Annotated in this window: 24 protein-coding genes, 1 other RNA gene and 1 pseudogene; 13 read left to right on the top strand and 13 right to left on the bottom strand. The window is 39.8% G+C overall.

Going from position 1 to position 26,722, the window contains the following annotated elements; translation table 11 throughout:
* Nucleotides 1-299: 299 nt before the first annotated feature.
* Nucleotides 300-1,151, bottom strand: a complete 852-nt coding sequence (locus tag QZ375_RS10085) for an AraC family transcriptional regulator (protein ID WP_295218600.1) — start codon at nucleotides 1,149-1,151, stop codon at nucleotides 300-302.
* Nucleotides 1,152-1,345: 194 nt separating this feature from the next.
* Here QZ375_RS10085 and QZ375_RS10080 point away from each other — a divergent pair, with 194 nt between their 5' ends.
* The 4 genes and pseudogenes from QZ375_RS10080 to QZ375_RS10065 all read left to right on the top strand — a co-directional run bounded on the left by QZ375_RS10080 (nucleotide 1,346) and on the right by QZ375_RS10065 (nucleotide 4,290).
* Nucleotides 1,346-2,524, top strand: coding sequence for an AGE family epimerase/isomerase (locus QZ375_RS10080; RefSeq protein ID WP_295218598.1), 1,179 nt, complete (start codon nucleotides 1,346-1,348; stop codon nucleotides 2,522-2,524).
* 12 nt (nucleotides 2,525-2,536) lie between these two features.
* On the top strand, nucleotides 2,537-3,487 hold the full coding sequence (locus QZ375_RS10075; protein WP_295218595.1) for a glycosyl hydrolase: 951 nt from the start codon (nucleotides 2,537-2,539) through the stop codon (nucleotides 3,485-3,487).
* Between the two features lie 165 nt (nucleotides 3,488-3,652).
* Nucleotides 3,653-3,880 (top strand): annotated as a pseudogene (locus tag QZ375_RS10070) (hypothetical protein); the annotation flags it as partial.
* A complete protein-coding gene (locus QZ375_RS10065; RefSeq protein WP_295218592.1) occupies nucleotides 3,880-4,290 on the top strand; it encodes a hypothetical protein in 411 nt (136 codons plus the stop codon). The pseudogene QZ375_RS10070 and the gene QZ375_RS10065, both read left to right, overlap by 1 nt.
* Nucleotides 4,291-4,456: 166 nt before the next feature.
* On the opposite strand, the gene QZ375_RS10055 is transcribed toward QZ375_RS10065, so the two are convergent.
* Genes QZ375_RS10055 through QZ375_RS10045 form a run of 3 tightly spaced genes read right to left on the bottom strand, consistent with a single transcriptional unit; the run spans nucleotide 4,457 to nucleotide 6,020 of the window.
* Nucleotides 4,457-4,702, bottom strand: a complete 246-nt coding sequence (locus QZ375_RS10055) for an alpha/beta-type small acid-soluble spore protein (protein ID WP_295218589.1) — start codon at nucleotides 4,700-4,702, stop codon at nucleotides 4,457-4,459.
* A 3-nt stretch (nucleotides 4,703-4,705) separates the two neighbouring features.
* On the bottom strand, nucleotides 4,706-5,125 hold the full coding sequence (locus QZ375_RS10050; protein ID WP_295218587.1) for a DUF2809 domain-containing protein: 420 nt from the start codon (nucleotides 5,123-5,125) through the stop codon (nucleotides 4,706-4,708).
* A 25-nt stretch (nucleotides 5,126-5,150) separates the two neighbouring features.
* Entirely contained in the window at nucleotides 5,151-6,020 is an 870-nt protein-coding gene (locus QZ375_RS10045; RefSeq protein ID WP_295218585.1) for an AraC family transcriptional regulator, read from the bottom strand.
* A 133-nt stretch (nucleotides 6,021-6,153) separates the two neighbouring features.
* Between QZ375_RS10045 and QZ375_RS10040 the strand changes: the two genes are divergently transcribed.
* Nucleotides 6,154-7,521 (top strand): GH1 family beta-glucosidase, encoded by a 1,368-nt coding sequence (locus QZ375_RS10040; RefSeq protein ID WP_295218582.1) that lies wholly within the window; start codon nucleotides 6,154-6,156, stop codon nucleotides 7,519-7,521.
* A gap of 64 nt (nucleotides 7,522-7,585) precedes the next feature.
* Here QZ375_RS10040 and QZ375_RS10035 read toward each other — a convergent pair whose 3' ends face one another.
* From QZ375_RS10035 to QZ375_RS10020, 4 genes are all read right to left on the bottom strand, one after another.
* Nucleotides 7,586-8,338 (bottom strand): ABC transporter permease, encoded by a 753-nt coding sequence (locus QZ375_RS10035; RefSeq protein ID WP_295218580.1) that lies wholly within the window; start codon nucleotides 8,336-8,338, stop codon nucleotides 7,586-7,588.
* Nucleotides 8,335-9,069: an ABC transporter ATP-binding protein gene (locus tag QZ375_RS10030; RefSeq protein ID WP_295218577.1), complete on the bottom strand. Its 735-nt coding sequence runs from the start codon at nucleotides 9,067-9,069 to the stop codon at nucleotides 8,335-8,337. The genes QZ375_RS10035 and QZ375_RS10030 overlap by 4 nt, the downstream gene beginning before the upstream one ends.
* Nucleotides 9,056-9,523 (bottom strand): helix-turn-helix domain-containing protein, encoded by a 468-nt coding sequence (locus tag QZ375_RS10025; RefSeq protein WP_295218574.1) that lies wholly within the window; start codon nucleotides 9,521-9,523, stop codon nucleotides 9,056-9,058. Before QZ375_RS10025 ends, QZ375_RS10030 begins: the two co-directional genes overlap by 14 nt.
* Nucleotides 9,524-9,671: 148 nt before the next feature.
* The gene (locus QZ375_RS10020; protein WP_295218572.1) at nucleotides 9,672-11,027 is read right to left on the bottom strand and encodes a sodium-dependent transporter; all 1,356 of its coding nucleotides are present in this window, start codon (nucleotides 11,025-11,027) and stop codon (nucleotides 9,672-9,674) included.
* A gap of 341 nt (nucleotides 11,028-11,368) precedes the next feature.
* Here QZ375_RS10020 and smpB point away from each other — a divergent pair, with 341 nt between their 5' ends.
* From smpB to QZ375_RS09990, 6 genes are all read left to right on the top strand, one after another.
* A complete protein-coding gene (smpB, locus tag QZ375_RS10015) occupies nucleotides 11,369-11,818 on the top strand; it encodes an SsrA-binding protein SmpB (RefSeq protein WP_295218606.1) in 450 nt (149 codons plus the stop codon).
* 43 nt (nucleotides 11,819-11,861) lie between these two features.
* Nucleotides 11,862-12,233: a transfer-messenger RNA gene (gene ssrA / locus QZ375_RS10010) on the top strand.
* A 524-nt stretch (nucleotides 12,234-12,757) separates the two neighbouring features.
* Nucleotides 12,758-13,576, top strand: coding sequence for a hypothetical protein (locus QZ375_RS10005; RefSeq protein ID WP_295218569.1), 819 nt, complete (start codon nucleotides 12,758-12,760; stop codon nucleotides 13,574-13,576).
* 202 nt (nucleotides 13,577-13,778) lie between these two features.
* Nucleotides 13,779-16,553, top strand: coding sequence for a DNA methyltransferase (locus QZ375_RS10000; RefSeq protein ID WP_365728829.1), 2,775 nt, complete (start codon nucleotides 13,779-13,781; stop codon nucleotides 16,551-16,553).
* A gap of 17 nt (nucleotides 16,554-16,570) precedes the next feature.
* A complete protein-coding gene (locus tag QZ375_RS09995; RefSeq protein ID WP_295218566.1) occupies nucleotides 16,571-17,809 on the top strand; it encodes a hypothetical protein in 1,239 nt (412 codons plus the stop codon).
* Nucleotides 17,810-17,870: 61 nt separating this feature from the next.
* Entirely contained in the window at nucleotides 17,871-19,061 is a 1,191-nt protein-coding gene (locus QZ375_RS09990; RefSeq protein ID WP_295218564.1) for a hypothetical protein, read from the top strand.
* Nucleotides 19,062-20,068: 1,007 nt separating this feature from the next.
* Here QZ375_RS09990 and QZ375_RS09985 read toward each other — a convergent pair.
* Nucleotides 20,069-20,566: a helix-turn-helix domain-containing protein gene (locus QZ375_RS09985; protein ID WP_295218560.1), complete on the bottom strand. Its 498-nt coding sequence runs from the start codon at nucleotides 20,564-20,566 to the stop codon at nucleotides 20,069-20,071.
* A 183-nt stretch (nucleotides 20,567-20,749) separates the two neighbouring features.
* Nucleotides 20,750-21,025: a relaxasome subunit MobC gene (locus tag QZ375_RS09980; protein ID WP_295218556.1), complete on the bottom strand. Its 276-nt coding sequence runs from the start codon at nucleotides 21,023-21,025 to the stop codon at nucleotides 20,750-20,752.
* A gap of 232 nt (nucleotides 21,026-21,257) precedes the next feature.
* Between QZ375_RS09980 and mobQ the strand changes: the two genes are divergently transcribed.
* Complete coding sequence (gene mobQ / locus QZ375_RS09975) at nucleotides 21,258-22,370, top strand: MobQ family relaxase (protein WP_295218554.1); 1,113 nt, start codon at nucleotides 21,258-21,260, stop codon at nucleotides 22,368-22,370.
* 43 nt (nucleotides 22,371-22,413) lie between these two features.
* A complete protein-coding gene (locus tag QZ375_RS09970) occupies nucleotides 22,414-22,758 on the top strand; it encodes a hypothetical protein (protein WP_295218551.1) in 345 nt (114 codons plus the stop codon).
* 372 nt (nucleotides 22,759-23,130) lie between these two features.
* On the opposite strand, the gene QZ375_RS09965 is transcribed toward QZ375_RS09970, so the two are convergent.
* The 3 genes from QZ375_RS09965 to QZ375_RS09955 form a co-directional block, all read right to left on the bottom strand.
* Nucleotides 23,131-23,472: a hypothetical protein gene (locus tag QZ375_RS09965; protein ID WP_295218549.1), complete on the bottom strand. Its 342-nt coding sequence runs from the start codon at nucleotides 23,470-23,472 to the stop codon at nucleotides 23,131-23,133.
* 12 nt (nucleotides 23,473-23,484) lie between these two features.
* Complete coding sequence (locus tag QZ375_RS09960; protein ID WP_295218546.1) at nucleotides 23,485-24,516, bottom strand: hypothetical protein; 1,032 nt, start codon at nucleotides 24,514-24,516, stop codon at nucleotides 23,485-23,487.
* A gap of 886 nt (nucleotides 24,517-25,402) precedes the next feature.
* On the bottom strand, nucleotides 25,403-26,578 hold the full coding sequence (locus QZ375_RS09955) for a replication initiation protein (RefSeq protein WP_295218544.1): 1,176 nt from the start codon (nucleotides 26,576-26,578) through the stop codon (nucleotides 25,403-25,405).
* Between the last annotated feature and the right edge of the window lie 144 nt (nucleotides 26,579-26,722).

Raw genomic sequence — 26,722 nt, 5'->3', positions numbered from 1 at the left:
CCGCAGCTTATGAGCAGTTCGGAAAGGAGGTGGCAGAGCTTGGCGAGAAACAAAATGATATGGTACAATAAAACTTGACAACAATCGCTCGAAGAAATAGCGTTGCAGGGAGGATTATGTTGACACTGTTTGAAAGAATACAAAAGCAATAACCGAGTACATTCAGCGCCAGCTTGAAGAGAGAAGAATGGCAGGGTAATTTACATTGGACGATTCAGACCTGTTTAATGCAAAGTTAAAGAGTGCCAATTTCCAAAAACGGAGAATGATACTCTTTCTTTTTTAATACATTACATCAATCACAAATGCTTTTTCATCCGTTCCTGCTTAGGCGTAATACCACGCCATTTTTTGTATGTTCTAATAAAATGACTGCAATCGAAAAAACCCGTTTCAAGGGCAATGTAATTTAAATCATAATCTGTATGCAGCAGCAGATCCTGAGCTTTGTTCAGACGAATATATGTGATATACTCTTTGCATGAGCGCCCGTAGTTTTCTCTGAAAAGCTTTGCAAAATGAGAATAGCTCATGTGGCACATATCAGCAAGCTTCTGGATTTCAAGCTGTTCTCCCGAATGTGAGTCGATATACTCCAGAATGTGATAAAAAGAAAAATCTGTATCTGTACGCTTTTTGTCTTCATGCTTATTTTCCTTTTTGATTTTTCTTGCAATTTCTATAAGCAATGTATAAATGTCAGCCTGTATCTGCAAAGCATAAAACGCATTCTCTTCCTGAAATTCGTTTACGATATGCTGAATGAGTGAGTTCATTTTCGTCTTTTCAATACAGGTATTCTTTAAAATAATACAGAAATCTTCTTCACGGCTTCTTCTGATAAAAATGTCATAAAACTTTGATAGATATGCCTGCGGAATGTTAATTGTATGAACATCGAATTTTAATACAGCATATTCCGTTGCATTGTCATTTGCTTTTGAAACGGTATGAAGCTGTAAGGGATAAATGTAGCACAAATCACCCTCTTCAAGAACCGCATTTTTATTGTTGCAGGTTATTGTAACTGTACCCTTTGTTATATAGAGCACTTCGCTGTAATAATGCCAGTGGAGCTGTGAATCCACTGAATCTGTGTAAAAAATATCATATGGCTGATTTGGCATATCTATGTATTCAAACAGCTGCATTGTACATCCCTCCTACTTTTATTTTACCATCAGATGAAAAGAACGTCAATAGCAAAAATAGATTTGTACAATTTTTTCTTTCATTTTTCATAGAAATAAAAGACAAAATGGTGTATCATGTAATCATCAAAGTTACAGAAGCCGGCTTGAACTGTAATCAGACAAAATCATTATATTGAAAGGAAATTCTGATTATGGAAGCAAAAGTATTTAAGGAACATCTTGAAAAAAATCTCATTCCGTTCTGGAATAAACTGAAGGACGAAGAAAACGGCGGTTTTTACGGTTACGTCGGCAGCGACGGTAAGCCTGATGCAAGAAGCGTAAAGGGAGTTATTCTTAACAGCAGAATTCTTTGGTTTTACTCTACAGCATATCAGCTGCTGAAAAAACCTGAACTGCTTGAAATGGCTGACCATGCATACAAATTTCTTACAGACTTTTGTTTTGACAGTCAGTATGGCGGTGTTTACTGGTCGGTAAACTACGACGGGACTGTATGTGATGATACGAAACATACGTACAATCAGTCCTTTGCCATCTACGCTCTTTCAGCATATTATCAGGCAAGCAGAAAAAAGGACGCACTGAACATGACTTATGTGCTTTACCGTGTAATTGAGGAAAAGTGCAGAGATGAAAACGGATATCTGGAAGCATTCCGCCGTGATTTCACACCCTCGTCAAACGAAAAGCTTTCAGAAAACGGCGTTCTTGCAGAGCGCACCATGAACACTCTTCTCCATGTCCTTGAAGCTTATTCCGAGCTTTATAAGGCAGATACGTTTTATGCTGTCGGTGACTCGATCCGCTGGATTCTGAAACTGTTTCAGAAGAAGGTATATAACCCCGAGAAAAAGATTTGCGAAGTTTTCTTTGACAGCGATTACCACTCACTTATTGATCTGGAATCCTATGGACACGATATTGAAACCGCATGGCTTATTGACCATGGATGCAGTGTTCTTGACGATGCGGCTTATAAAAAGGAAATGCTGCCCATTACAAACGGACTGGCAGAAGCTGCATATCGTAACGCTTTTGATAAAACACAGCATGGTCTGAACAATGAACGTGAAGGAAATAAGATTGACAGTAGAAAAATCTGGTGGGTGCAGGCAGAGTCTGTGGTTGGTTTTTACAATGCGTATCAAAAACAGCCGCAGAAGAAAGAGTATCTTCAGGCGGCAGAAGAAATCTGGGAATTTATCCGTAGCAGCGTGGTAGACCCAGACAGCGGAGAATGGATAGAATGCGTTCCGGCAGATAATAAACCAGACCCGAAGCAGGCGCTTGTTCATCCATGGAAATGTCCGTATCATAACGGGAGAATGTGCATGGAGATGATTCAGCGTCTGTCACAGGCATCATAAAAGGAGGACTAAATGCAAAATACTGCTAACAAAAATGCAACAAAAAAAGCAAAAGAGCTTTTAAACTACCTGTCCGATACAGCCGGAAAGGCTATCATCACAGGTCAGCATACACAGACTAATCCTATGGAAGAAATTTCATATATCAGAGAAATGACAGGGAAAGAGCCAAAACTGCGTGGCTTTGAATTGCTTTCCTATTCTCCGAATATCAATTATGAAAATGCAGATGGGCCTTGTCTGATAGAGGTTTATGAAAATCAGCATACTCTTGAAACTGCCATGAAGTGGGCAAAGGAATCAGATGGAGTACTAACATTTTCCTTTCACTGGTTTTCTCCCATCGGCGGACATGACAAGAGTTTTTATGCTGTAAATACTGATTTTGATGCCACCCGTGTACTCATTGAGGGCACACCGGAACGCAGGGCGTTTTTCCATGACATAGACGTAATTGCGGAGCAGCTGAAGCTGTTTCGTGATGCAGACATACCGATTTTATGGAGGCCGTTTCATGAATCGGACGGTGACTGGTTCTGGTGGGGTGCAAAAGGTCCGGAAACTGCAAGAGAATTATACAAGCTGATGTATGATTACTATACCAATGTACATCATCTTGATAATCTGCTGTGGGTATGGAACTGCCGCCTTCCGGAAGGATATCCGGGTGATGAATACGTTGATGTTGTTTCTGTGGATATTTACCTGACGGAATATGCTCAGACAGATTATCATGAGGATTACTGCGAGCTTATCAAGGCAACCTCTGGGAATAAAGTGGCGGCTCTTGCAGAACTCGGGTATATGCCTGATATTCATTTGCTGGAGCAGTCACATACACCATGGGCGTATTATATGACATGGTCAAAAGAGTTCTGTATCGGTGAACAGTATAACTCCGTAAAAAAGCTGAAGGAAATGTATGAAAGCAAGTATGCCGTTGTGTCGGGTACTGCTGTGTAAGAGAATGATTTATGAATTACGGACATTTTGACCTTAGAGCCTGTTCAGCATCTTTTCGCACATGTCTTTTCGGTGAATTTTACTGCTTTCTGCGTTAAAAATTCTTGCCGGGCGACAGCCCGCCTGCGAATTTTCGCCTTGAAATCAGCGAAAATTCACTCAAAAATCCATGCACAACAAGATACTAAACAGGCTCTTAAAAACAAGGAATATGTTATAACAAGACCCGATACACCTGCACCTTGGGTCAACTATCTCAGCTCGCCGGAATACGGTGCGATAATCTCGAACAATGCCGCAGGCTACAGCTTTGTGAAATCCGGTGCAAACAGAAGAATCAGCCGTTTCCGCTTCAACTCAATGATGACACTCCCTGGCAGATACATCTATTTGTGGGCTTAGAAGACTGCGGAGAATTTGACAATATTCATCCACTTAACAAGAAAACGCCTGGTGAACGTCTTGCTGTCCTTGCAGAAAGCATGGTATATGGAAACAATGGTGCAGTAACGCCCACAGCTGATTATGTCTATTCTGACGAAAAGAAACTGTATATCTCATTTTGCAATGTTCCGGATAAGCTGACTTTACACCAGACAAGTCAGAATCCCTTTGAAATTGCCGGCGCAGACGGTAAATTTGTTCCAGCGCAGGTGAATGTGATAGAGAACGATCTGATTTGTGCAGAATCTGAAAGTATAGAATATCCATGTGCACTTCGCTATGCGTGGTATAACTTTGGAGAAGCATCATTGTTTACAGAATCGGGAATAGCCGCTTCTCCATTCCTGAAACAAATTTGAGAGCGAGTGAGGTCTTTATAAATTCAGCCAAAAAACAATTCCATTTTTACTTAAACCTGTTGGAAAAGATTATCTATGGGGCGGTGAACGTTTGCAGAGTGAATTCGGCAAAGACTGCGGTATGAATCCGCTTGCCGAAACATGGGAATGTTCCAGAACGGAATTGTCAAGAAAAGTGCAGGTTGTATGTAATCTCCAATTTGTGATCAGCGTTTCTAACAAAATTCCTATCAAACTTAAATTGTTGTTCTGGAATCATCGTTTTGATCATCTGACCACCGATAGAACCAGCCTCACGTGCAGTTAGGACACCGTTATAACCCTGCTTCAGAGTTACGCCAACTTCGCTGGCAGACTCCATCTTGAACCGTTCTATTACTTCTTTGTTCTTCTGCGTGAATCTATCCTTCATAATTCACTGGCCATCTGATACTCGAAACCAATAAAACTCAGCAAACTCCAATTCACACAGCACAGTGCATCCAGAAAGATAGCATAGTATGTCGCCCCAATCGAAAGATGTCCCGATAATCGTACTTGCCGCAGCACTGCCGGACAAGCCTAAAAGCTCTACAATATGTATGCCCTGCAAAATCTCTACCACAACAGCAAATCCAAATAAGATCACGATCCACCAGGAGCAACGATGGTTGTGCAGCTTTTTCCATATATGAATAGGAAGCACCATGCGCAGAAAGCAATACAATACAGACATGACAATGACATCTCCCAGATACGGACGGATTAAACTGTCGTGCACAAATAGTGCGATCATCACCTCAATGCCGAATAAAATCAAAAATGAGATACCAAAACAAATATGAGGATGCTTCATTTTTTCAGACTCCTTCTTCCACGTATTACTGAATATAATCTGAAGTGTTCCGGTATTGCAGCGGAGAAATGCCCATCTGACTGCGAAACACCCGATTGAAATAGCTGACGTTTTCATAGCCACACTCAAATGCGATTTCCAAAACAGTACGGTCTGTCTCACGCAGCAGTGTACAAACCTGCTTGATCCGAATTGTATTCAGATATGCAGTAAAATTTTGTCCAGTAGCATTGCGAAAATACCGGGAAAAATATTTTTCTGACATATGAAATTCATCCGCCATAGCAGCGATCGTAAGCTGTGTCGAGTAATTTTTGCGGATGTACTCTATGATCTGCTTGAGCCGCTCACTTTTCTGACTGAGACACTGTTGTACAGTGATCAGTTGCCGTTGCCGAATCAGTTCTGAGATAATTTGTAATAGATAGACCTTCACAGTGAGCTCATAGCCGACTTCTTTCTGTTCCATGGTGTACAAGATCTGTGTTAGGATACCACTGATGATTTCCACTTGTTCAGGCTTAGTGATACGCACCGGAAACCGCATAGTATTCCGGATCAACGGTTCTAGATATGTCTGGGCACTATCGTTTGCCGCAAAGGAAAGGGATTCCATTGGAAAGATCAGCGTACCATAAGACAATGTCGGGTCACTGGATGCAATGCGATGCAGTTCTTCTTGGTTGATCACAAAAATATCTCCCGCAAAACCCAAAAAAGTCTCCGTACCAATCATTACTTCCGCTGTACCAGAAAACAGCTGCATGATTTCTATATTTTTATGCCAATGCAGCTGCACGAGAAGACGATCGCCTTCTGCATTTGTCACAAAACATTCTATGGGAAACATAGGCGTTCCATGTTTTCGCATCTCTAGCAGTCGCTGTTTTTCCATTTTATCATCCCCTTTGAAAAAAGTAGAAAAAATGCAAGAATATGCGGATATAGTACTAGATTTTGTGGAATATTACAGATATAATATAACACAGAACAGGAAATCTGTCAACCATTTCAAGGAGGTTTTGTATATGAAATTCGCAGAAAACTTTTTATGGGGAACTGCCTCTGCTGCCTATCAGATAGAAGGCGCATATTTAGAGGATGGCAAAGGATTAAACATTTGGGATGCCTATTGCCAGGAGGGAAATCGTGTTGCCCATAGTGAAAATGGCAATGTGGCATGTGACCATTATCACCATTTCCGAGAAGATGTAAAAATGATGCGGGAGATGGGCATTAAAAACTACCGTTTCTCCATCAACTGGACACGTATTCTTCCGGAAGGCACAGGAAAAATCAACGAAAAGGGCTTGCAATTTTATTCCGACTTGGTGGATGAACTGCTGGCGAACGGCATCGAACCGCTGGTGACGCTGTTCCATTGGGATTATCCACTGGCACTGCACCAGAAAGGCGGCTGGCTGAACCGGGAATCTTCGGATTGGTTTGCAGAATACGCAAAGGTTGTAGTAGATGCACTTTCTGATCGTGTGAAATACTGGATGACCATCAATGAGCCCCAGGTATTCATTGGCTGCGGTTATGCCATTGGCAAATTTGCCCCCTTTGAGAAGCATTTGCCTTGTGACCTGACCCGTATGACACATAACGTACTGCTGTCTCACGGAAAGGCTGTTCAGGTCATCCGGAAATATGCCAAGAAAAAGCCGGTGATCGGTTTTGCATTTGCTACACCGTGCTGTACACCCACAGATAATACACCAGAGGCGATCGAAGAAGCACGCCGCAAGAGCTTCGCTGTCACACGGGATCGGTTTCCCTTTGAGCTCTCCTGGTGGGCAGATCCCATTTTCTTCGGCAAATACCCTCAGGAGGCATATGACGTGCTGGGTGCAGATATGCCGGAGATCCTGCCGGGCGATATGGAGATCATCTCACAGCCGGTGAACTTTTATGGTGTAAACATCTATGAGAGCAAGGCGACAGAAAATGTCTATGGCTATGCCGAAAATGCTTATCTTGGCTGCCCCAGAACACAGATGGGATGGCCGGTAACACCAGAGGTACTCTACTGGAGCCCAAAATTCCTATACGAACGTTATAAAAAGCCGGTATTGCTTAGCGAAAACGGTATGGCAGGGCATGACTGGGTGCATCTGGACGGCAGAGTACACGATGCACACCGTATCGACTTCATGAAGCGCTATCTCCGGGAATTGTGTCGCAGTGCAGAGGATGGCGCAGAAATTATGGGTTATATGTACTGGTCGATCATGGACAATTTCGAATGGGCGGACGGTTATGATAAACGGTTCGGTCTGGTGCATGTGGACTATCAGACGCAGGAGCGTACCATCAAGGATTCCGGTTATTTCTATCGGGATGTCATTCAGACAAATGGGCAAGCTATTTTTTCGGATACCTGGGAAGGATAATTTGAAGCAGAATAGCAAATAATAAAGGCGGTCAAACGTGAAAAAACATTTGATCGCCTTTTTATTATGCCCGCATTTTTCTGCGAAATAATGCAATAGAAATTCCTACGATCACAATCGCCCAGATCAGCACGATCCCTGTTTCCTGCATACTGTCAAAATAATTGCCGGCATAAGCAAGACGTGCAGCTTTGACTGCATGAAAAAAGGGGAGTGCGGCGCATATTTTCTTCAATGTACCGCCGATGGATTCCACGTCCATCCAAATGCCGCCCAGCATACCGGAAAAACAAATGATAACGGATGTAATGCCAGGTGCTGCATTTTTTGAAAGCAGCGTGCCAAACAATATGCCAAATCCCACAAACATGAGAATTGCAGGCAAGGAAAACAGCACAGACATTGCCATACCTGCAAGATGCAGTGTCTCACTCTGAGCTGCACTCAGAAGCAGGGAGGTGAGGCAGGTCACCGCTGCCTGTCCAAGAGCTAAAAGCACCATGGGCAAAAGATAACCCAGAATAAAATCCGCAGAACGCATGGGCGAAGTATACAGCCGCATCAAAAATGCATCCTTGCGATCGCCAGAGATCAGCAAGCTAGTGAACAACATAATAAATGTATACCCAAAGATCATAATACCCGGTGCTAGATTCTGTATTTCAAAAAGTATCATGCCAACTTCTGCCGGAATACTCTGATTGATCACTGTCATCAGAAGCAGCATCACAAGGGGAAATCCCAGACAGAACACCCAGCTCAGGGGATCACGGATCAGCTCCCTGCAATTTCTGCCTGCAAAATAAAAAGCTCTCATAAAGCACCTCCCATTTTTTCTGATACTGCCAGAAAAATATCCTCCAGCTTCTCCTTTCCAGTCTGTTGCTGCAATGTTTCCAGCGTTCCATATGCTTTCAGATTTCCTTTTTCCATAATAGCAATGTGATCGGCGAGATGCTCCGACTCCTCCAGATAGTGCGTGGTGATGATAATGGTCATGGTGCCTTTTAGAGACTCGATAACCCGCCAGAGTTCCCGTCTCGCCATGACATCCAGTCCCAGGGTAGGTTCATCCAGAAACAGCAGTTTTGGTTCTGTGGCAAGCGCCATGGCAATACTGAGCCGCTTCTGCCAGCCGCCGGACAGCTTTCCTGCACGCTGCTGCAAAACACTTTGCAGGGATAATTGCTGGGTGATTCTTTTCACGTTTTCCGCTGTCCGACTTTTGGATAGTCCATATATACCGCACATAAAACGTAAATTTTCCTCTACGGTCAGATTCCGGGCAAAGGAATTCTCCTGAGGAGAAATGCTGATCATTGATTTCACTTCTTCCGGCTGAGAAAGAATACTTTTACCGTATACTAGAGCATCCCCGGACGTAGGTTTTATCAAACAGGAAAGCATTTTTATGGTCGTAGTTTTCCCGGCGCCGTTCATGCCTAGCAGAGAAAGAATCTCACCGTCTGTCACTTGCAGTGACAGATCTTGTACTGCTGGCACATGCTGATATTGCTTTTCCAGGTGCTGTGTTTCAATTGCGTTCATCTTCTCCTCCTGTGTTTCCCCCATTTTCCTGTTCTTCCTTCTGGATCATTTCCATTACGGTAGATGTAAAGGTGAAAAATCGGTTTAACTTACACATGGCAATGCCTTGTGTCTCATCTCCCAATAGCAACAACTTGTCACCGGGTTTCAGATCAAACACTTGACACGCCTTTTGTGGTAGGGTGATCTGTCCTTTTTCATTGATTTTTGCCACGCCGAAAATATGCTTTCCAGCAGGTCCTTTTTCCTGATCGGGGTTCTTGGCATAAGTGACCAGATCATCCAGAGTTACATTATAGAGCCGTGCGAGGGCAATGCAGTTGTCAATATCCGGGAGCGATTCGCCGCTTTCCCATTTTGCAACAGACTGCCGGGAAACATTCAATCGTTCTGCTACTGCTTCCTGGGTCAGTCTTGCGGATTTCCGCAGTTTCTTTAAATTTGTAGAATTCATTGCTTTCACCTCGGTTTCTATTATACAGGATAGAAGGAAAAGATGCAACCATCTGATTGCAACACAAAATGTCAATTTTGGTTTACAAAAAGTCCCGATAGGAAGTCATTCCTACCGGGATCTTTGTATGATTTTCTTGTATGGTTCCTTACAGCGTAATAAACAGGGAAGAAAACAGGATCACCAGCATACAAATCGGGCAGACATACTTGACCATGATGCGGTACAGCTGTCTGGATTTGAATTTCGCATTCAGTTCCACTTCATCTTCCACGTATTTTGTCTTTACGACAAAGCCAACCAGAATACAGGTCAGAAGTGCAACGATGGGCATCATAATATTATTGCTGATGAAATCGAAGAAGTCCAGGATCTGCATTTTGAAGATAGTGAAGTTAGACCAGATACTATAGCCGAAAATCGAAAGCAGGCCGATTAAAAAAGAAACTCCCATAACGATCAGACAACTTGGAATTCGTTTCAGCTTAAAACGTTCACTGATCATAGAAACAACTGTTTCCATAAGAGAAATGGACGAAGTGAGTGCCGCCAGTGCCACCAGAATGAAAAATACAGCGCCCACGATCTGACCGCCTGCCATGGAATCAAATACATTGGGCAATGTGATAAACATCAGGCTCGGCCCCGCATTTAATGCGCTCTTGTCGCCGCCAGAAAAGACAAATACCGCTGGGACAATAATCATTCCGGCTAAAAAAGCCACCGCTGTGTCGAATATTTCGATCTGGCGCACAGAACGCTCAATGTTATCTTCCTTGCGCATATATGAGCCATATGTAATCATGATGCCCATGGCAAGAGACATAGAATAGAACAGCTGTCCCATAGCAGCAATAACGGTTTTAATGGAAAATTCAGAAAAATCCGGCTTGACATAATAAATTAGACCGTCGATGGCTCCTGGCAAAGTCAAGGTATAAATGCCAATGCCTACGATCAGCAGAAACAGCACAGGCATTAAAATCTTACTGACTTTTTCAATTCCTTTCTGTACACCCAGCATGACAACTATGCCAGTAAGTAGAATAAAGATTCCAAAAAATAAGGTCGGCATACCGGCTTGTCCGATAAATCCGGTGAAGAAATCGCCGCTGTCTGCCGCTTGATGTCCAGAACCTGCTGCGAAGGTAGTAAGATATTTCAATACCCAGCCGCCGATTACACAGTAATACGGTAAGATGATTACTGGAATGGCACCGGCAAGCCAACCAAGGGGCGCAAAGTGTTTGTCCATTGCAGTATAGGCATGGATAACACTCTTGCCGGTGCGACGACCGATGGAGATTTCCGTTATCATCAGAGCAAAACCGAAAGTTACGGCAAATATCAGATATACCAGCAGAAAAATACCGCCGCCATATTTTGCTGCAAGATAGGGAAATCGCCAAATATTTCCCAATCCGACTGCTGATCCAGCTGCTGCCAGAATAAATCCCAGCCTGGATCCAAATCCGCTTTTTTCATGATTTTCTTTTTGATGCATCCCAAATAATTCCTTTCTGCGAAGTCTGACAAATACGTCCGATCTCGACTTATTAGAGATAAAAAGTACTACAACATAAGATTATACAATAAGAATAGGGAAATGTCAATGTTTTAAGCCGCTTTTTTCATCAGGAATTTACGGGAATTATTGTTTTATTTACGTATTATTTATCATGGGGAAGAATCGACGAGAAATAAACAAAAACCGTAAATTCCAATTAAAAAAAAACCGTAAATTCCAATTAAAAAGGTCCTTGACAAAACAGCAATTCTATGTTATAATAAAATTCATTCTACAGGTTCATGAAAAAGGAGTGAATATTCGTGCGTACAAAAGGAATGAAACAAATCTGTGACAATCGTCAGGCACGGCATGAATACTTCATTCTGGAACGATATGAAGCAGGGATTGCACTTCAAGGAAATGAAGTGAAATCCATCCGTTTGGGACATGTTAATCTGAAGGATGCCTGGTGCGATATCTCGAACGGCGAACTTTTTATAAAGGGGGTGCACATTTCTCCTTATGAGAAAGATGGTTTGTTCCGTACAGATCCCCTTCGTGTCAGAAAGCTTTTGATGCATCATCGGGAGATTGACCGGATGTTCGGAAAGGTGAAGCAGGACGGCTTGACATTGGTTCCACTGTCACTTTATTTTAAGGATTCCAGAGTTAAGGTTGAGGTGGGATTGTGCAAGGGTAAGAAGCTATATGACAAGCGGCAGACAGCGGCAAAACAGGATGCTCAGCGTCAGATTCGACGTGCAATAAAGGAAATGAACACATAAGCTGCATAAGAGAATACTTTGCTATGCATAATTAAAAGAAAATGGGGGCGTAACGGTTTCGACGGGGATGATGAAGTACGATAAGCGAGCAGAGGTTGCTGCATCTCTTTAAACAGCGGCACGTTTAAAATTAAACGCTAAAAAGAACTTTACTGTAAGCTTTAACAAGAGCCTGCAGGTAGCTGCTTAAGTCAGCTACTGTCGCCCGCAGGAGGACCACGGCCTGCGCTGCGGCATGATGCAGTGGTGAACGTTTCGGCGGCATGGTCACACCGCAGAAATGTATCTGACCTACCGCATATAACAGCCTGTTTATCGGCGGTTGTGTGTGGGAACTAAGGTAGATAAACTACGCTCGTAGAAAGTTGTGTGGATTTGTTTTCGGACAGGGGTTCGATTCCCCTCGCCTCCACCACATAAAAACACGTAATCGGAAAGGTTACGAAAACCACGTAATCACGTTATATAGCGTGATTACGTGGTTTTTCTTTTACAAATTCTGCCTGATTTTTCGGGAGTTCAAAGCGGATTTGATCGTGACCAAGTTAAAGTGCGTAGCATTTTTGGGGTACCCCTCTCTTGCGGGAAAAATGGGAAAATGGGAAAAATGAGTGCGTTTTTTTCGAGAAATAGGCACATTGTACAAAATGCAGAAAAAGAATTTGTGCAATATGATTTGCTTTCCGAAAAAGTCGGTACAAGAATAATCAGCTTAAATGCGGCGACAATCAAAAGAACTTCATAAGCAAAAGTGACAGCAGACGTCTATGAGATCATTGGTAGGCATCTGCTGTTTTACGATTTATATTTCTAAAAAGACTTGAAAATATTAGTGAAATGTGTTAAAATAGACATGGCTTACAAAAAGTATAACTTTGTTTACTGAAAATAGTAAGCAATGATTTGAATGAAATTACTATATAAATAGGGGGAGATTATTTGCTAAGTAAAATTGATATAGAAAAATATATAGGCAAGGGTATATACATCGTGCCTTTTACAAGAGATAATATAAAAGAAAACTCAATAAATCTTAAGCTTAGCGATAAAGCTTGGACATTAAAGCCCTCCAAAAATGGAACGAGACAATACAATCAAGCTTCACTCGCTTGTAATAAAAATATTATTACCTTAGTGCCACATACAACAACAGTTGTATATACAGAGGAGGTGATTGCTTTAAATAGTAAATTTGGAGGAACATTTCATGCAAAAGTAGGAGTTGTTGCAAAAGGAATTGTTTTTTCTTCAACAATGATAGGACCTTTGTACTGTGGACATTTAATGGTATTACTTCAAAATCCAACAGATAATCCAATTTCTTTAAATGTCGGTGATACATTTATATCCTTGGCATTATATAAACTCCGAACGAAATTACGACATGAAACAGTCAATTCAAACTCTGGTGGTCATGTAGAAAAATTAGCTGATTTAGGAATAAGACCCGGAAATGGAATTATGAAATGGCTAGATGAAGATTGGAAAAAGGACATTGTAAAGATAAAAGAAAAATTTGCACAAGAATCTGAATACCAAGAAATTAAAAGAAAACAGAATCAAAAGAAACTAATAATTGCAATTGTAATGGCATTAGCGATTGGTTTCTTAGTTTATATTATAATGTGTAAATTTTATTCACATCAAAATATTGTCGCAAAGCTAGTCTCTTTTACGAGCTCAATTGTAGCTTTTGTATCAACCATCTTATTTGAAAAAATATTCGATCAATTTTTTTCTAGACTTTTTAACAAATAGTATCTAAATAACTTTTGCAAACATATCATCACTGAAGAATGGTGACAATCAAAAGAACTTCGTAAATAAAAGCAACAGCAGACGTCTACAAAATCAATGTTAGGCATCTGCTGTTTTGCGATTTACATTTCTAAAAAGGACTTGAAAATATTAGTGAAATATGCTAAAATAAATATAGTTTATGCGAAAGAAAGGCACAACGATGAACATTACAGAAAAACAGCAGAAAAAAGCCGCAAAGGAATTTGCTGCGTATTGGAAAGACAAGGGATATGAAAAAGGGCAGTCGCAGAAGTTTTGGATCGACCTGTTGCAGAACGTCTACGGCGTAGAGAATGCCACACACTTCATCAGCTTTGAAGACCAGGTGCATCTCGACAAAAGCACAGGCTTCATCGATGGCTACATTGAAAGCACCAAAGTCATGATCGAGCAGAAAAGTCTGGGCAAAGATCTACGCAAAGCGATCAAGCAGTCAGATGGAACATTTTTGAATCCGTTTCAGCAGGCAAAACGGTACATTATGGAACTGCCGGTGGATAAGCACCCTCGCTGGGTCATTACCTGCAATTTTTCGGAGTTTCTGATTTATGATATGAACAAGCCGAATGGCGAACCGGAACAGATCCTCTTGAAAGATCTGCCGAAAGAATACTATCGCTTACAATTCCTTGTGGACACGGGGAACGAGAATCTAAAAAAAGAGATGGAGATCTCTCTCAAAGCCGGCGATCTGGTCGGGAAGCTATATGATGCGATTCTGAAACAGTACAAGAATCCGGAGTCTGAGGAGACGCTGAAAAGCTTGAATATGCTCTGTGTCCGGCTGGTGTTTTGTCTGTACGCAGAAGATGCCGGAATTTTCGGACGGCATGAGATGTTCGGGAACTATCTCAAGCAGTTCCCTCCGAAAGATGTACGAAAAGCATTGATAGAATTGTTTCAGGTACTGGACACAAAGCCGGAAGACCGTGACCCTTACATGGAGGACGACCTTGCCGCATTTCCCTATGTGAACGGCGGACTGTTTGCAGACGAAAACATCGAGATCCCTCGCTTTACAGAAGAGATCGTGGATCTGTTGGTCAACAAGGCGAGTGCAGGGTTTGACTGGTCGGAGATCTCGCCAACGATTTTCGGGGCTGTGTTTGAATCCACTTTGAATCCGGAAACAAGACGTTCCGGCGGGATGCACTACACCAGCCTGGAAAATATCCACAAGGTCATTGACCCGCTTTTTCTCGACGACTTAAAAGCAGAACTGGAAGAGATCAAAGCCTTGAAAGTGGCGAAAACCAGGGTACAGAGATTGCAGGAATACCGTGAAAAGCTGTCTCAAATCACGTTTTTAGACCCAGCCGCAGGCAGCGGAAATTTTCTCACGGAAACCTATATCTCGCTGCGATGCTTGGAAAATGATGCACTATATGAGGAATACCATGGGCAAGGAACTCTTAATGATTTTGTACCGATAAAGGTCGGAATCAATCAGTTTTACGGCATTGAGATCAACGATTTTGCAGTGACAGTTGCGAAAACAGCCCTGTGGATCGCAGAAAGCCAGATGATGCAGGAAACAGAAAAACTGATGCAGATCAATCTGGATTTTCTGCCGCTGAAATCCTATGCAAATATCGTGGAGGGCAATGCTCTGCGGATCGACTGGGAAAGCGTTGTGCCGAAAGAAAAGCTGAATTATATCATGGGAAATCCGCCGTTTGTGGGATATTCTTTGCAGTCGAAAGAACAAAAATCTGACATCTTATCCATTTACATTGATGAAAAGGGCAAGCCTTACAAGACCGCAGGTAAAATTGATTATGTTGCTGGTTGGTATTTTAAGGCTGCACAGCTTATGCAGAATACCAATATCCGTACTGCCTTTGTTTCAACAAACAGCATTACACAAGGTGAACAAGTTGCAGGCGTTTGGAAACCGCTTTATGATCGCTTTGGAATTCATATTGACTTTGCTCACCGTACTTTTCGGTGGGATAGCGAAGCAAGCCTGAAAGCCCATGTGCATTGTGTCATTGTAGGATTTAGTATTGCGGATAATTCTGCGGATAAACGGCTTTTTGATAATGGTACTGAAAAGAAATGTAAGAATATCAATGCCTATTTGATTGAAGCACCTAATGTTTTTATTTCCAGCAATAAAAAGCCAATCTGTAGTGTCCCAGTTATGACGACTGGAAATAGACCGGCTGATGGTGGGAATCTAATCATTGAGGCAGAAGATTATAGTGAATTCATAAGAAAAGAACCTAATGCTAAAAAGTATATAAAGAAATTAACAGGTGCGGCTGAATACATCAATAATAAGGATAGGTATTGTTTGTGGCTCGTTGGAGTAAGTCCAGCAGAACTCAGAAAAATGCCGGAAGTTATGAAACGAGTTGAAGCTTGCAGGCAAGATAGATTAAATGGTGCTCCTGATAGACAAAAACTTGCTGATACTCCAACTTTATTTAGAGAAACTAAAAATCCAAGTACATATATTATTGTACCTGCAACATCATCAGAAAACAGAAGATATATACCATTAGGCTTTCTTGAAGATGATACGATTCCAACTAATTCAGCTGTCATTATACCAGAGGCAGAATTGTATCATTTTGGTGTACTTACCTCAAACGTACACATGGCTTGGATGCGTACAATTGCTGGAAGGTTAAAAAGTGATTACCGTTACTCAAAAGACATCGTCTACAACAACTTTCCCTGGTGCACCCCAACCCCCAAACAAAAAGCAAAGATCGAGAAAACCGCTCAGGCGATCTTAGATGCAAGGGCACTTTATCCCGACTGCTCTCTCGCTGATCTCTACGATGAAACCACCATGCCGCCGGAACTCCGCAAGGCACATCAGGCAAATGATTTCGCCGTCATGGCTGCCTATGGCTTCGACCGGAAAATCACAGAGAGCGAATGCGTGGCGGAGTTGATGAAACGGTATCAGGCGTTGGTAAAATAAAAGTATAAGGAGATTCTATGTTTGAGAATTGGAAATCAATCAGAAAAATTGAAAAAGAAATAAAAGATATGGAGATTCTTTCTCCGTTCTTATCTTCAGAACAAAAGAAACAAATAAATGAGTTGAAAAAAGAATTAGATAATACTAAGGAAATGCTTGAAAATTTCTATCTTCATTTTACTGAACAAGCATGGTGTATGTATGATTGGATGAGTTTATCTTTAGTAGAAAATGCAAATAAGGCTTATGAAGAAGATGGTCTGGATGCTGGAGAAAGAGTTTTAATAGCTTTCTATAAGGATCCAGAAGAAATAAAAAAACGTTTTTTTCAACTAAAAGTCGGGACTTTAACAAATAGGTTTGATTATATTCGTTCTGCATTTGAAAATCATTTTGCAGGGAATTATAAAGAAAGCGTTCAGGACTTCTTGATTCATATAGATGGTGCAGTTAATGAATTTACAAAAGAACACGGCTTTTTTTGTAAAGATACAGATACAACAGCTTGGGATTGTCTCGTAGGATGTAATGAGTCTTTGTCTAAGATCCAAAAAATTGTAACTAAAAGTAGAGGAGAAATTTGCCGTGATGAAATCCGTATTCCGTATAGAAATGGAATTTTACATGGAAAAGATCTGAATTATGCAAATGAGTACGTTTCGTGTAAATGTGTTTCCTTGTTGTTTGCTGTTGCAAATTGGATGAAAATGAAAGAAACTGAATTGAAAAGGCAGGAAAAATATAAAGAAGAAACTAAACCAGTTACATTTTTAGATGTAATCAATCAAATCCAAGAAAACAGTGTGGATAAGGAATGTATAGAATCTTGGAAAAAGAGAATAGTTACAGTTGGAATTGATGTGCCTAAAACTCCGAAAATCGATGATTGTTCTGAATATCCCTACTTAGTTCCTATTGTCAATATGTTTGCTGAATGGAAATCTAAAAATTATGGTTATCTATCGAAAACATTAAAAAAGGTATTTCGTAAGAAAGGTACAGAAATAATAAAATGTAAGGAAATGTTTGAAAGAAAGGAATTTGTATCTTTTGAACTAATTGAAGTTGAAGAACAGGCATGTTCTAGGGCTAAAATAGTAGTGTCAGTAAATTGGAAAGTAAATGAAAAATTGCATTCAGAGCAGCTGACATTAGGTTCTTGTTATGAGAATGAAAAAGGGAAAACTGCTTTTCCATGGAGAAACAATGGAGAATGGACATTAGAACCTTGGGATATAAATGGATTATATTTTTAGTTTGCAATTTAATTTGATACGTATAATTTAGATTTTGTGCTCCAATGAGAAGGGAAATTATATGAAATTTATTATTGGAACAGCATCAAGCAACATGGAATTTGAAGAAGATTTACGTCTAATAAAAAGCTCATTACTGTATGCAGATGAAATTGAATTGATTGGAATGGCTGAATACGCAATTTTCAATTATCTTCCAAAATGTTTGACAGGTGCAAATGATTTTGAAGTAATCATAAGCAATTTGATTTCATTGCTAAAATCATTTGAAACTGATAAAACTATAAAATTAGTGGCTCAACTAGAAGATGTTCAAGAAAAAATTTGTCTTCTTTTACCATCGCTGAGGAAAAAGAAACGTCGCACAAGGAATGAAATAATTGCACAACAGAAGTTCAAAATATTTGAAAATGAGTTTATGGATCAACTTAATGGAATTTATCGGAAGTTAACAAACAGCCATGGAATTGACACTATTCAAAGTTTAGTAGATAACGACATTATTGATATATATGATTATTCATATAATGGATTTAGCATAGAAGAGTTAACTGGTGGGTATTTTGCGAATCTTTTAGGAACAATAAAACATAGAAAGGCATTTCCTCTATTTGATAGCATTAGTGCTAATGTAATCAGTAGTGTAACTGATGCCAAAATTTTGGATTTTAGTAAAATGGATAAAGAAATGATTCGACATGCTGGAGTTGCACATAATATTCTTTCTACTTTGCCTACACTAGAAAGTGCATCGGTTGATGAAATTCTAGATTTCAAAAAAGACATGCGAGTTCCATTAGACAATTTTAGAATTGCAATCTATAAATTTGCAGAAGAAATCAATTCTATGCCATGGGATGATGACTTCTGTTATGAATGTATAAAGCTATATGACACAGAAGTGATTCCGAGAATTAATGAACTTAATGAGTTATCTAGTGAAACAAGTGTTCTGAAAAATTTTGGAAAACGAGTCCTGCATGATGAAGAAGAACGAAGAAAGTTGGCGTTTTTGGGAACGGGCTTAGCAGCTACTATTACAACTAGTAGCCACATCTTTGATGTTTTTAGTATATTAGAAGCATTTTTGAAGGCAGGAGCAAAAGTGGGATTGACTGCTGCAGGGATAAAAGCTTTTTTAAAAACCATGGACGTTTTAAGGCAATCTGTCGAAGAAGTTAAGAAAGAAAAAAAGGAAATCAAAGGGAATACAATGTACTATTACTATAAGGCAAAACAAAAATTCTGCTGATTTATAAAATATAACTTGTAGTATTGCTGTAATGTTTTAGTTTTCCTTTCACACTCATCAACACTGACGTGCAGTCCGATTGCATCGAGCAATGTCCCTGTTCCTCATCCAAGATTCGTCACAGTGCCACTCTCTAACGAGAGAAAAAATAAAATTTCATCCATATATATTTAAATCATATAAATATTATCTAATATATATAATATAATATATAAATAAAAGAGAAATAGATAGAAATAGATTAGTGCTATCTATCGCGCGAGCGCGTGCGCGCGAGCAACCGAAAAAAATTGGCAATTCAATCAAAAAAAATGATTCTCAAAGATGGCTTTATACAACCCGAAAGATTATCTCTTGTTACGTTGGATCGCCCGACCCACTGCCCCATGGGTTCCCGTCGTGGCGATCCTGCCGCTGACGCGGCACCACTGAACACAAAAAACGTAATCAATGGAGAAGGATAATTTTACCGTATACTTGATTTTATAAATCGCATATGCTATAATGCCATTAGGCAAAAGATGTTATCGCGTTCATGACTGATCGCAAACAAAAAACCCCAGTGCTGCAACACTGGGGTTTTTCTATGCCGTTTGTAGAGTAGGTGGCTTATTCCTAAGGTTGGCTACCGCCTAGTTTTCTCCGTCCAACCATTTGCAAACGTAGTAGGCAACTACACTCGCCAAAACGGAGAGTAAAAAAGATGTTATCAATTCGAACATGACTGATCACCCCCTTTCTCTACCTGTATTGGGGGTGGTAGCCGCATAAGTATAACATAAATGTCAAAAAGGGTCAAACATTATCAGTTAATGGCATGGTTATGCATGTACATGTCATTAGAACGTTCTAAAATGCGTTTTAAGACATTTTAGAACATCTAATGCTAAATTGTATAGATAAGATACTAAAATTGATTTAAAAGGTATTCTAGGCGGTTACAGAGCAATTTACATTATGCGGTTGCATGAAAAAATCCTAATTTGCATCTCAAAAGCGTATTGCAATTATTCTGATACACCTTTGAGATACCTTGCAACGGTGGCAGATGGGATGTTTAACTCTGTGCCTATCTTCCTTACGCTCATGCCCTGTTCATGCAGCGTTTTGATTTGATCAAGTAGAGCTGTGTATGCACGTTTTCTTCCTGCACCAAACGGATTCTTCTCAGCTTTCAACGCTGTTTCCTTGTCTGTTTGTAATTCTACAAGCATTGCTTGCGATTCTTTCAGCTGTTGTTCAAGATCCTTGTACATGGTAAGCAGCTCATCATATCGCAACTCATTCTTTCTGATCTGATCCTGCCTGTTCTTGGCAATCCTTTTCCACTGGTCACGATCCTGAAGCAGGTTCTGATACATCGGAGAGTCGCTAACATCATGCTTTGCGTTAAGTTTGCTGTTTGAAGCTAATGCATCGGCTATTGCGGCATCACGTTGGTTGATTGCTTGTGCCAATTCTGTTTCTAGTCGTGCGATTTTTTCTTTCTGGGTTTCTCTTGCCATTTTATTTCCTCCTCATTTGAACTGTATCAAAATAATTATAATACAAAAAACTATATCATGGATCTGGTGACTTGTCAATGGATGTATCGAAACAATTATGATACAAACTACTGACACACGACGATTTTGAAGAGATTAACCTCGATTACACATGACTATGACGGGTCAACGGGGAAATTTTTCTCACTTGTCTGTAGAACTGTTCATCGCCTTTGAGTAATAGTTTCCGCGGATTTCCTGTTGCTTTAAGAAGTTGATAAATTTTTGCAAATCGCCTTCTTGAAACGGTCGTCCAAGAACGGATTCAGCAGCACCACCAATTTCAATGAGTCGTTTGGTTCTTGCTTTACGTTCAGCTTGTTTTTCACGTTGAATGATCGCTTTCTTTTGCGCTTTGATTTGTTCAATGCGCTTATCAAGTTCAGCGATTCTCTCTTCAGATGATTTTTGTTCAGCCATATTTTATTTTTCCTTTCTTTCACGTTAGTTAATTTAATAATAACATATGCTTGAAAGAAAATCCATAGCGTGATATATTCAGTTTATAGCATCCCTTAGTTTACTAAGGGCGCACTTACAGACACACTTGCTACGCAAGTATATCTGCTTAACAGTGCGCTCTCCGAGGGTTTAAGCTTCGCTCCTCAACAAAATGACAACATCAAAATGTGCGAAAGGAGAATATAACAGTATGGCAATATATCATTGTTCAATTAAAAATATAAGTCGAAGCGGTGGCAGATCTGTCGTAGCAGCTTCGGCTTATCGTGCAGGTGAAAAGTTGGAAGATCAAGAAACGGGATTGATACATAACTACACGAATAAATCAGAGGTTGCATATTCGGAAATATTTCTCTGCGAGAATGCACCGGAGGAATATCATAATCGAGAAGTATTGTGGAATGCAGTTGAGAAAATTGAGAAGCAAAGCAATGCACGATTGGCGAGAGAATGGGAAGTGGCACTGCCTAACGAGCTGACTCTTGAGCAGAGTAAGCAGCTTGTTCGAGCCTTTGCGCAAAGCCTGACGGTTGAAGGTATGTGTGTGGATGCGAATATCCACTGGAAAGAAGGCAACCATCATGCGCATATCCTTGGAACGACCAGACCGATAGAATCCGATGGACAGTGGGGAAAGAAAGAGAAGAAAGCGTATGCCCTGGATGAACATGGACAGAAGATACCGCAAATAGATCCTGCAACAGGAAAGCAGAAAATAGGTGCGAGAGGGCGCAAGATATGGGAAAGAGTCACGGTAGAAGCCAACGACTGGAACAAACCAGAAAAGGTTGAGGAGTGGCGAAAACGCTGGGCAAACCAGTGTAACCATTATCTCGAACAGGAGCATCAGATCGACCACAGAAGCCTTGAACGACAGGAAATAGAGCGAATCCCGACCGTGCATGAGGGATATGTTGCAAGGCAAATGGAAAAGCAAGGAAAGGCAGCTGAGAGGTGTGAAATCAATCGAAGTATTGCGGAAGCCAACAGCCAACTGGACACGTTAACAAGGCAACAGACACTCTTTACAAGACTAGCGACGATGCGAAAGAAAGAGGAGGAAGAAGAACATGAACGACTACAGTTTGGAGCTGCAAGAACAAATGATGAATCAGCTGGAAGAGATGCAGACAAAGATAGAGAGTTACAAGCAGAAGCTATCCGAAAGCAATACTCAATGCTTAGAAGCCACGGAGCAAGCGGAACAATATCGTTTGAAGATGAACGAAGCACAGGAAGAGTTAAAACAGCTGCGAGAAAACGTAAGCTTGAACGAGAAGAAGACGAACAGCTTGATTTCTGACATCAGAGAAAGAAACAAGCAGCTTGAGAAGGACAACAAGTGTTTGTCAAGGCAGATCGGTGTCAAGGCAGCTTGCCTTTGTATCGTGCTGATCGGTGTGATACTGGTATGTGGCACATGCAATAGTAAGACCATGAAGGAAAAAGAAGCATTGCAAAGGACTGTTGAGGAAGTAAATACAGCAGACTGGTATTTGTGCAGCAATAGAGTGCCAGTATATGATGCAGAGTATCAGCAGATGGCAAAATATGTGATGGATGGAAGGGCAGTGCAGGTTAAAGCTATTGGAGAAGAATGGGTTGAGATTAAGTCACAAGGGTTGATCGGCTACATCACAAGGGCAGATTTTGATAACTTTTTTTCTGAGATCAGCTTGAATGTAGGCTGATCTCAGTAGGAGACAATAATGTATCAAAAATATTGTGATACATATAAAACGAAGAAAGCATACATAGAAAGTTTCGGTAGCAAGATGGAAAGGGGAGTATCGAGGGGAAAACGAGGGTCTAACTGTATGATTTGTGGAAACTTGTTTCTCTAACTTATAACAGTTTCATAAAAGCTTGTGTGCTTGTTGGGATGTATATTTCTGCAGTGTATGCAAAGCGTATTCAAACTCCGCATGGATAGAGTATCATCGTCGTTCTCCTTTACAACAGAATAACTGCTATTAGAGGGCAGTACTCAACTGGGCAATTAGCGTTTTTGGAAAGTAAAAAAATGCTCAACAGTAGATGTCCACTATTGAGCATTTACTATGCTACTCGTATCCCAGCCAATAAAAAACTTCATTGCTATTTTTATACTGAGAAGAAATCAAAGAATCAAAAACCGCTTGATAAGTAAGATCCTTAGTATTTGAGAGAATCACAAATGTTTTTTCTTCCAACTTTTTTTGAGATTCATCATCTTGTGTGAGTTTTAAATAATATTGATATTCATTACCGTTGATTGAATAATGTATCTTCCAATTATCGCTTACAATTTGATAGGAAGATATGTGTTCTTTTGCGGGAACAGTTAGCTGCCAATTCGCCAATTCATTTGCGTTGCTGGCAAACAATGCCATAAAAATTATAAATTTCCAATATGCCATTATCATAAAATAACACCTTTAATTATAATAACTTACTATAACCGGAGCATAATAATATGGACAGTTCGTAACACTATGATCTACTAAATTCATTCTTCCCCATTTTGAACGAATACAATTTCCTGATAATCCAATTACAATCCCACTATGCGTAGTTCCACCATATGTCACCTTTTGTCCTACTGCTGTTGGCTGTCCTTGCGCTTTTAAAGAATAACTTCCATCATTCCAATATGCTGAAGGATCATTCATCCAAACAAATGTACTTTGTGCCCATGCAAATCCATGACAGTTGTACCAATCCGATGCAGCTGCCACAATTGATGCTCCTGGGTAATATGTATGAATATAATCTACGAAATATGCATTAGATGCAAGGGCTGCATCAGAATCAGATGAACTTGATATAGTAACCGAAACTTTAGATCCTCGTGGAGTAGTTACATATGAGCTATAACTTTGTAAATCTATACCCTGTTGATTTGCTAATATTTCATAATATGCCGATTCGCTAAAAAAATTAGGAGCTTCAAGTTCTAATTGATAATTTTGATCAACCAATGTAGAAATTTCATTTTGTTGTTCTGCAGATATAGATGCCATTTCTGGCTGTGCTAATATTGTTTCTAAAAATAATAATTTAAAATAATCTGCATTATTTAATGTTCTTGCAGTATGCATAGCTGTGAGTACTTTGTATTCACTTAAAAGTACTTCTCCTCTATCGGCTCTAGCTAATAATTCTTGCAATCCATTAAAATGTTCCTTTACAGCATAAAAACCTTCTTGCATGTTATCATAAAATAGCATATCACTAAAATACGGATAGGCTAATACAGAATTCAATAATTCTGTGGTAGTCATATTTTGAATATATTCATTTGGAATAGATAGTTTTTCAACACGTTCTGCATGATTCATGTTTGACCAGTCACTTGTAGATATCACCGATTCATAATTATACACATCATCTGCATAACTATAGCCAATACCGAATATTACTACAACAAGCATTGAAAATAGTCCTACTATAATATTTTTATTCTGCATAAGTTATACCTCCTTACAATAATAATACCTAAAATATCAAATAAAAAAACATTGTAACCACCTCTTTCTTAAAATAATTTTATTTCCGCAAAACTGTCTGATTTATTTATAACATACAAACCGCAATTCCGTCAATTGTTTTCTTAACACAAAGTAGATTACTTGTAAGTGATAATTATAGGTTACTATAAATAGTTAAGACTGTAGCTATCAAATTTTTGTAATACATGAAATACATGCTCAATAGTGGTTATAACCACTATTGAGCATGTATTCTTGGACATCAACTATAATAATTTATATGCCTAATTTTTACGCTAGAACTGTTCAGTTAGATAATTGTAAAGCTCATCCGGTGAGCAATACTCAAATGTGATAGTGGATAACCATTTTTCATCATCTGAAAATACAATTGAAACATCTTGTTCGTAAACGCTCAATAGTGGGTATACCCACTATTGAGCGTTTACCCTTGTTCTTTTTGTACACGGTCAATTATTGCTTGATAATTCAAAAAGATCTCATCTCTCTCTGTTTTTACACTCTTTACTGTATAGCTGCGGATGCATAGGTGTAAAGGGGAGCATCGAGGGGAAAACGCGAGGGTTGCCTCTCTGATCAAGATACCTGCGAGGGTTTAGGGAATCTTGATTTTTTAGCTTGTTAGGGGACTTTGGAAAAAGATAACGTCTCAATATTATTTTGATACAGCCGAAAAATGAATTGAAGTTGTTGTTTGTACAATTTTGCCATGTTTTGGCAATGATTTTACACAAGCGCACTGGAAATGGTGCACTTTGGTTCGTATAAGCGTGATTTTACGAACTGCTTGATTAAGAAACATATAAGTTGATTGATTTTTGTTAATGAATATTGCGTGATAATTTTATTGCTGCTGCTTGTACTGGTCATAGATTTTCTTACTATACTTTTCTGCGTTAGCAGCAGGATCACGCTCGGTATAGTTCCTAAAAGCTTGCGTACCTGTCGGAACATAAGTATTCGATTTTGGATCGGTGGCATTCTGTATTTTCTGGATGTCGGCATCAATCATTTTTTTGAGGTATGCGAAACGGTTGCTTATTCTCTTTTCTTGGCTTCTGCGTTTGATTTCTGCGGCTTTTAAGGCAATGTATTTGTACTTTGCGTGCTCAACATCATCAGCTTCTGGTAACTTACTTTTTGGTATAATTTCCAATAATGCAGCAAGCTCATCAAGCTTTTCTGGAGATAATTTCCATTCCTTCAAGGCACTTTCCCATAGTGGGCGATTATCTGGCACGTTTTGAGCTTCTGGAAGATTCGCCACATCTTCAACTGCCAATTGTTTTAATGTCTTTATAGTAAAGCGTATTGCAACTATGGCACGTCCTCTTTTCACTGGCTCATAGTCAAATTTGCAGTCGGTTTTTTCATTGATTTCTTGATGGCATTTGCTAAGTATAAGACCATTAAATCTAAAAAAGGCTTTATATGTATTTGCTGTACACTTCATTAGCTCTTTTAGCTCGCCCAACTCAATCTCCCACGTTTTTCGAAAACTATTGTTTTCCAGATAGAGATACAGTACATAGCTATAACGTGATTTTAACTCAATCACATTTTTTAACCGATACTTTAGATAACCTATATTTTCAATGTTAAAAATGTATTCTCTTGCTGATACTGTGCATGTCAGGGTGATTCTCCATAAACCTTCGTTATCTGGCACAGCTTCAGCTTCTTCAAATAACGAAACTAGTTTAAATCCATCTGGCTTTGTATCATCTTCAACCTCTACAACTTGAAACAGATTGCGGAGTCTCTCTTTAAGTTGCTGTTTTAAGATTCTGGAAACACCTAGAACTTGCTCAAGTTCCCCTTTTTCAATTACAACAGTTCTTTTCTCTGGATCGTGACTATCTATCCTCGATAAGTACACATCAAGAATCTTTAGCTCTGGCAAAGTAAGTTCAGTCTTTGCTAACGATTGCAAAGGGTTGGATTTCTGTACGATTAGTTTTTCTACCTCACCAAGCCCAACATAATCAGGCACTACAGGTAACTTTTTCCTTTTTGGCATTTTATCAAGTCCTTTCTGTATTGATATTTATATATTACTGTGCCATCATAATATTGTCAATATAAAATATGATGCTTCGTGAATTTCTCTATGATGCTTCGTGAATTTCTCTATGATGCTTCGTGAATTTCTCTATGATGCTTC

The sequence above is a fragment of the Ruminococcus sp. genome (assembly GCF_019417665.1).
GTDB lineage: Bacteria > Bacillota > Clostridia > Oscillospirales > Ruminococcaceae > Ruminococcus_C.
This window is presented reverse-complemented; position numbering and strand designations above follow the sequence as displayed.

Bases quoted from the DNA above. Each gene is read 5' to 3' on its own strand.
- QZ375_RS10000 (WP_365728829.1), top strand. From the start codon at position 13,779: ATGAACATTACAGAAAAACAGCAGAAAAAAGCCGCAAAGGAATTTGCT.
- QZ375_RS10045 (WP_295218585.1), bottom strand. From the start codon at position 6,020: ATGGAAAAACAGCGACTGCTAGAGATGCGAAAACATGGAACGCCTATG.
- QZ375_RS09965 (WP_295218549.1), bottom strand. From the start codon at position 23,472: ATGATAATGGCATATTGGAAATTTATAATTTTTATGGCATTGTTTGCC.
- QZ375_RS10085 (WP_295218600.1), bottom strand. From the start codon at position 1,151: ATGCAGCTGTTTGAATACATAGATATGCCAAATCAGCCATATGATATT.
- QZ375_RS09985 (WP_295218560.1), bottom strand. From the start codon at position 20,566: ATGGCAAGAGAAACCCAGAAAGAAAAAATCGCACGACTAGAAACAGAA.
- QZ375_RS09995 (WP_295218566.1), top strand. From the start codon at position 16,571: ATGTTTGAGAATTGGAAATCAATCAGAAAAATTGAAAAAGAAATAAAA.
- QZ375_RS10055 (WP_295218589.1), bottom strand. From the start codon at position 4,702: ATGAAGGATAGATTCACGCAGAAGAACAAAGAAGTAATAGAACGGTTC.
- mobQ (WP_295218554.1), top strand. From the start codon at position 21,258: ATGGCAATATATCATTGTTCAATTAAAAATATAAGTCGAAGCGGTGGC.
- smpB (WP_295218606.1), top strand. From the start codon at position 11,369: ATGAAACAAATCTGTGACAATCGTCAGGCACGGCATGAATACTTCATT.
- QZ375_RS09980 (WP_295218556.1), bottom strand. From the start codon at position 21,025: ATGGCTGAACAAAAATCATCTGAAGAGAGAATCGCTGAACTTGATAAG.
- QZ375_RS09990 (WP_295218564.1), top strand. From the start codon at position 17,871: ATGAAATTTATTATTGGAACAGCATCAAGCAACATGGAATTTGAAGAA.
- QZ375_RS09960 (WP_295218546.1), bottom strand. From the start codon at position 24,516: ATGCAGAATAAAAATATTATAGTAGGACTATTTTCAATGCTTGTTGTA.
- QZ375_RS10030 (WP_295218577.1), bottom strand. From the start codon at position 9,069: ATGAACGCAATTGAAACACAGCACCTGGAAAAGCAATATCAGCATGTG.
- QZ375_RS10040 (WP_295218582.1), top strand. From the start codon at position 6,154: ATGAAATTCGCAGAAAACTTTTTATGGGGAACTGCCTCTGCTGCCTAT.
- QZ375_RS10025 (WP_295218574.1), bottom strand. From the start codon at position 9,523: ATGAATTCTACAAATTTAAAGAAACTGCGGAAATCCGCAAGACTGACC.
- QZ375_RS10020 (WP_295218572.1), bottom strand. From the start codon at position 11,027: ATGCATCAAAAAGAAAATCATGAAAAAAGCGGATTTGGATCCAGGCTG.
- QZ375_RS10035 (WP_295218580.1), bottom strand. From the start codon at position 8,338: ATGAGAGCTTTTTATTTTGCAGGCAGAAATTGCAGGGAGCTGATCCGT.
- QZ375_RS10075 (WP_295218595.1), top strand. From the start codon at position 2,537: ATGCAAAATACTGCTAACAAAAATGCAACAAAAAAAGCAAAAGAGCTT.
- QZ375_RS10080 (WP_295218598.1), top strand. From the start codon at position 1,346: ATGGAAGCAAAAGTATTTAAGGAACATCTTGAAAAAAATCTCATTCCG.
- QZ375_RS09955 (WP_295218544.1), bottom strand. From the start codon at position 26,578: ATGCCAAAAAGGAAAAAGTTACCTGTAGTGCCTGATTATGTTGGGCTT.
- QZ375_RS10050 (WP_295218587.1), bottom strand. From the start codon at position 5,125: ATGAAGCATCCTCATATTTGTTTTGGTATCTCATTTTTGATTTTATTC.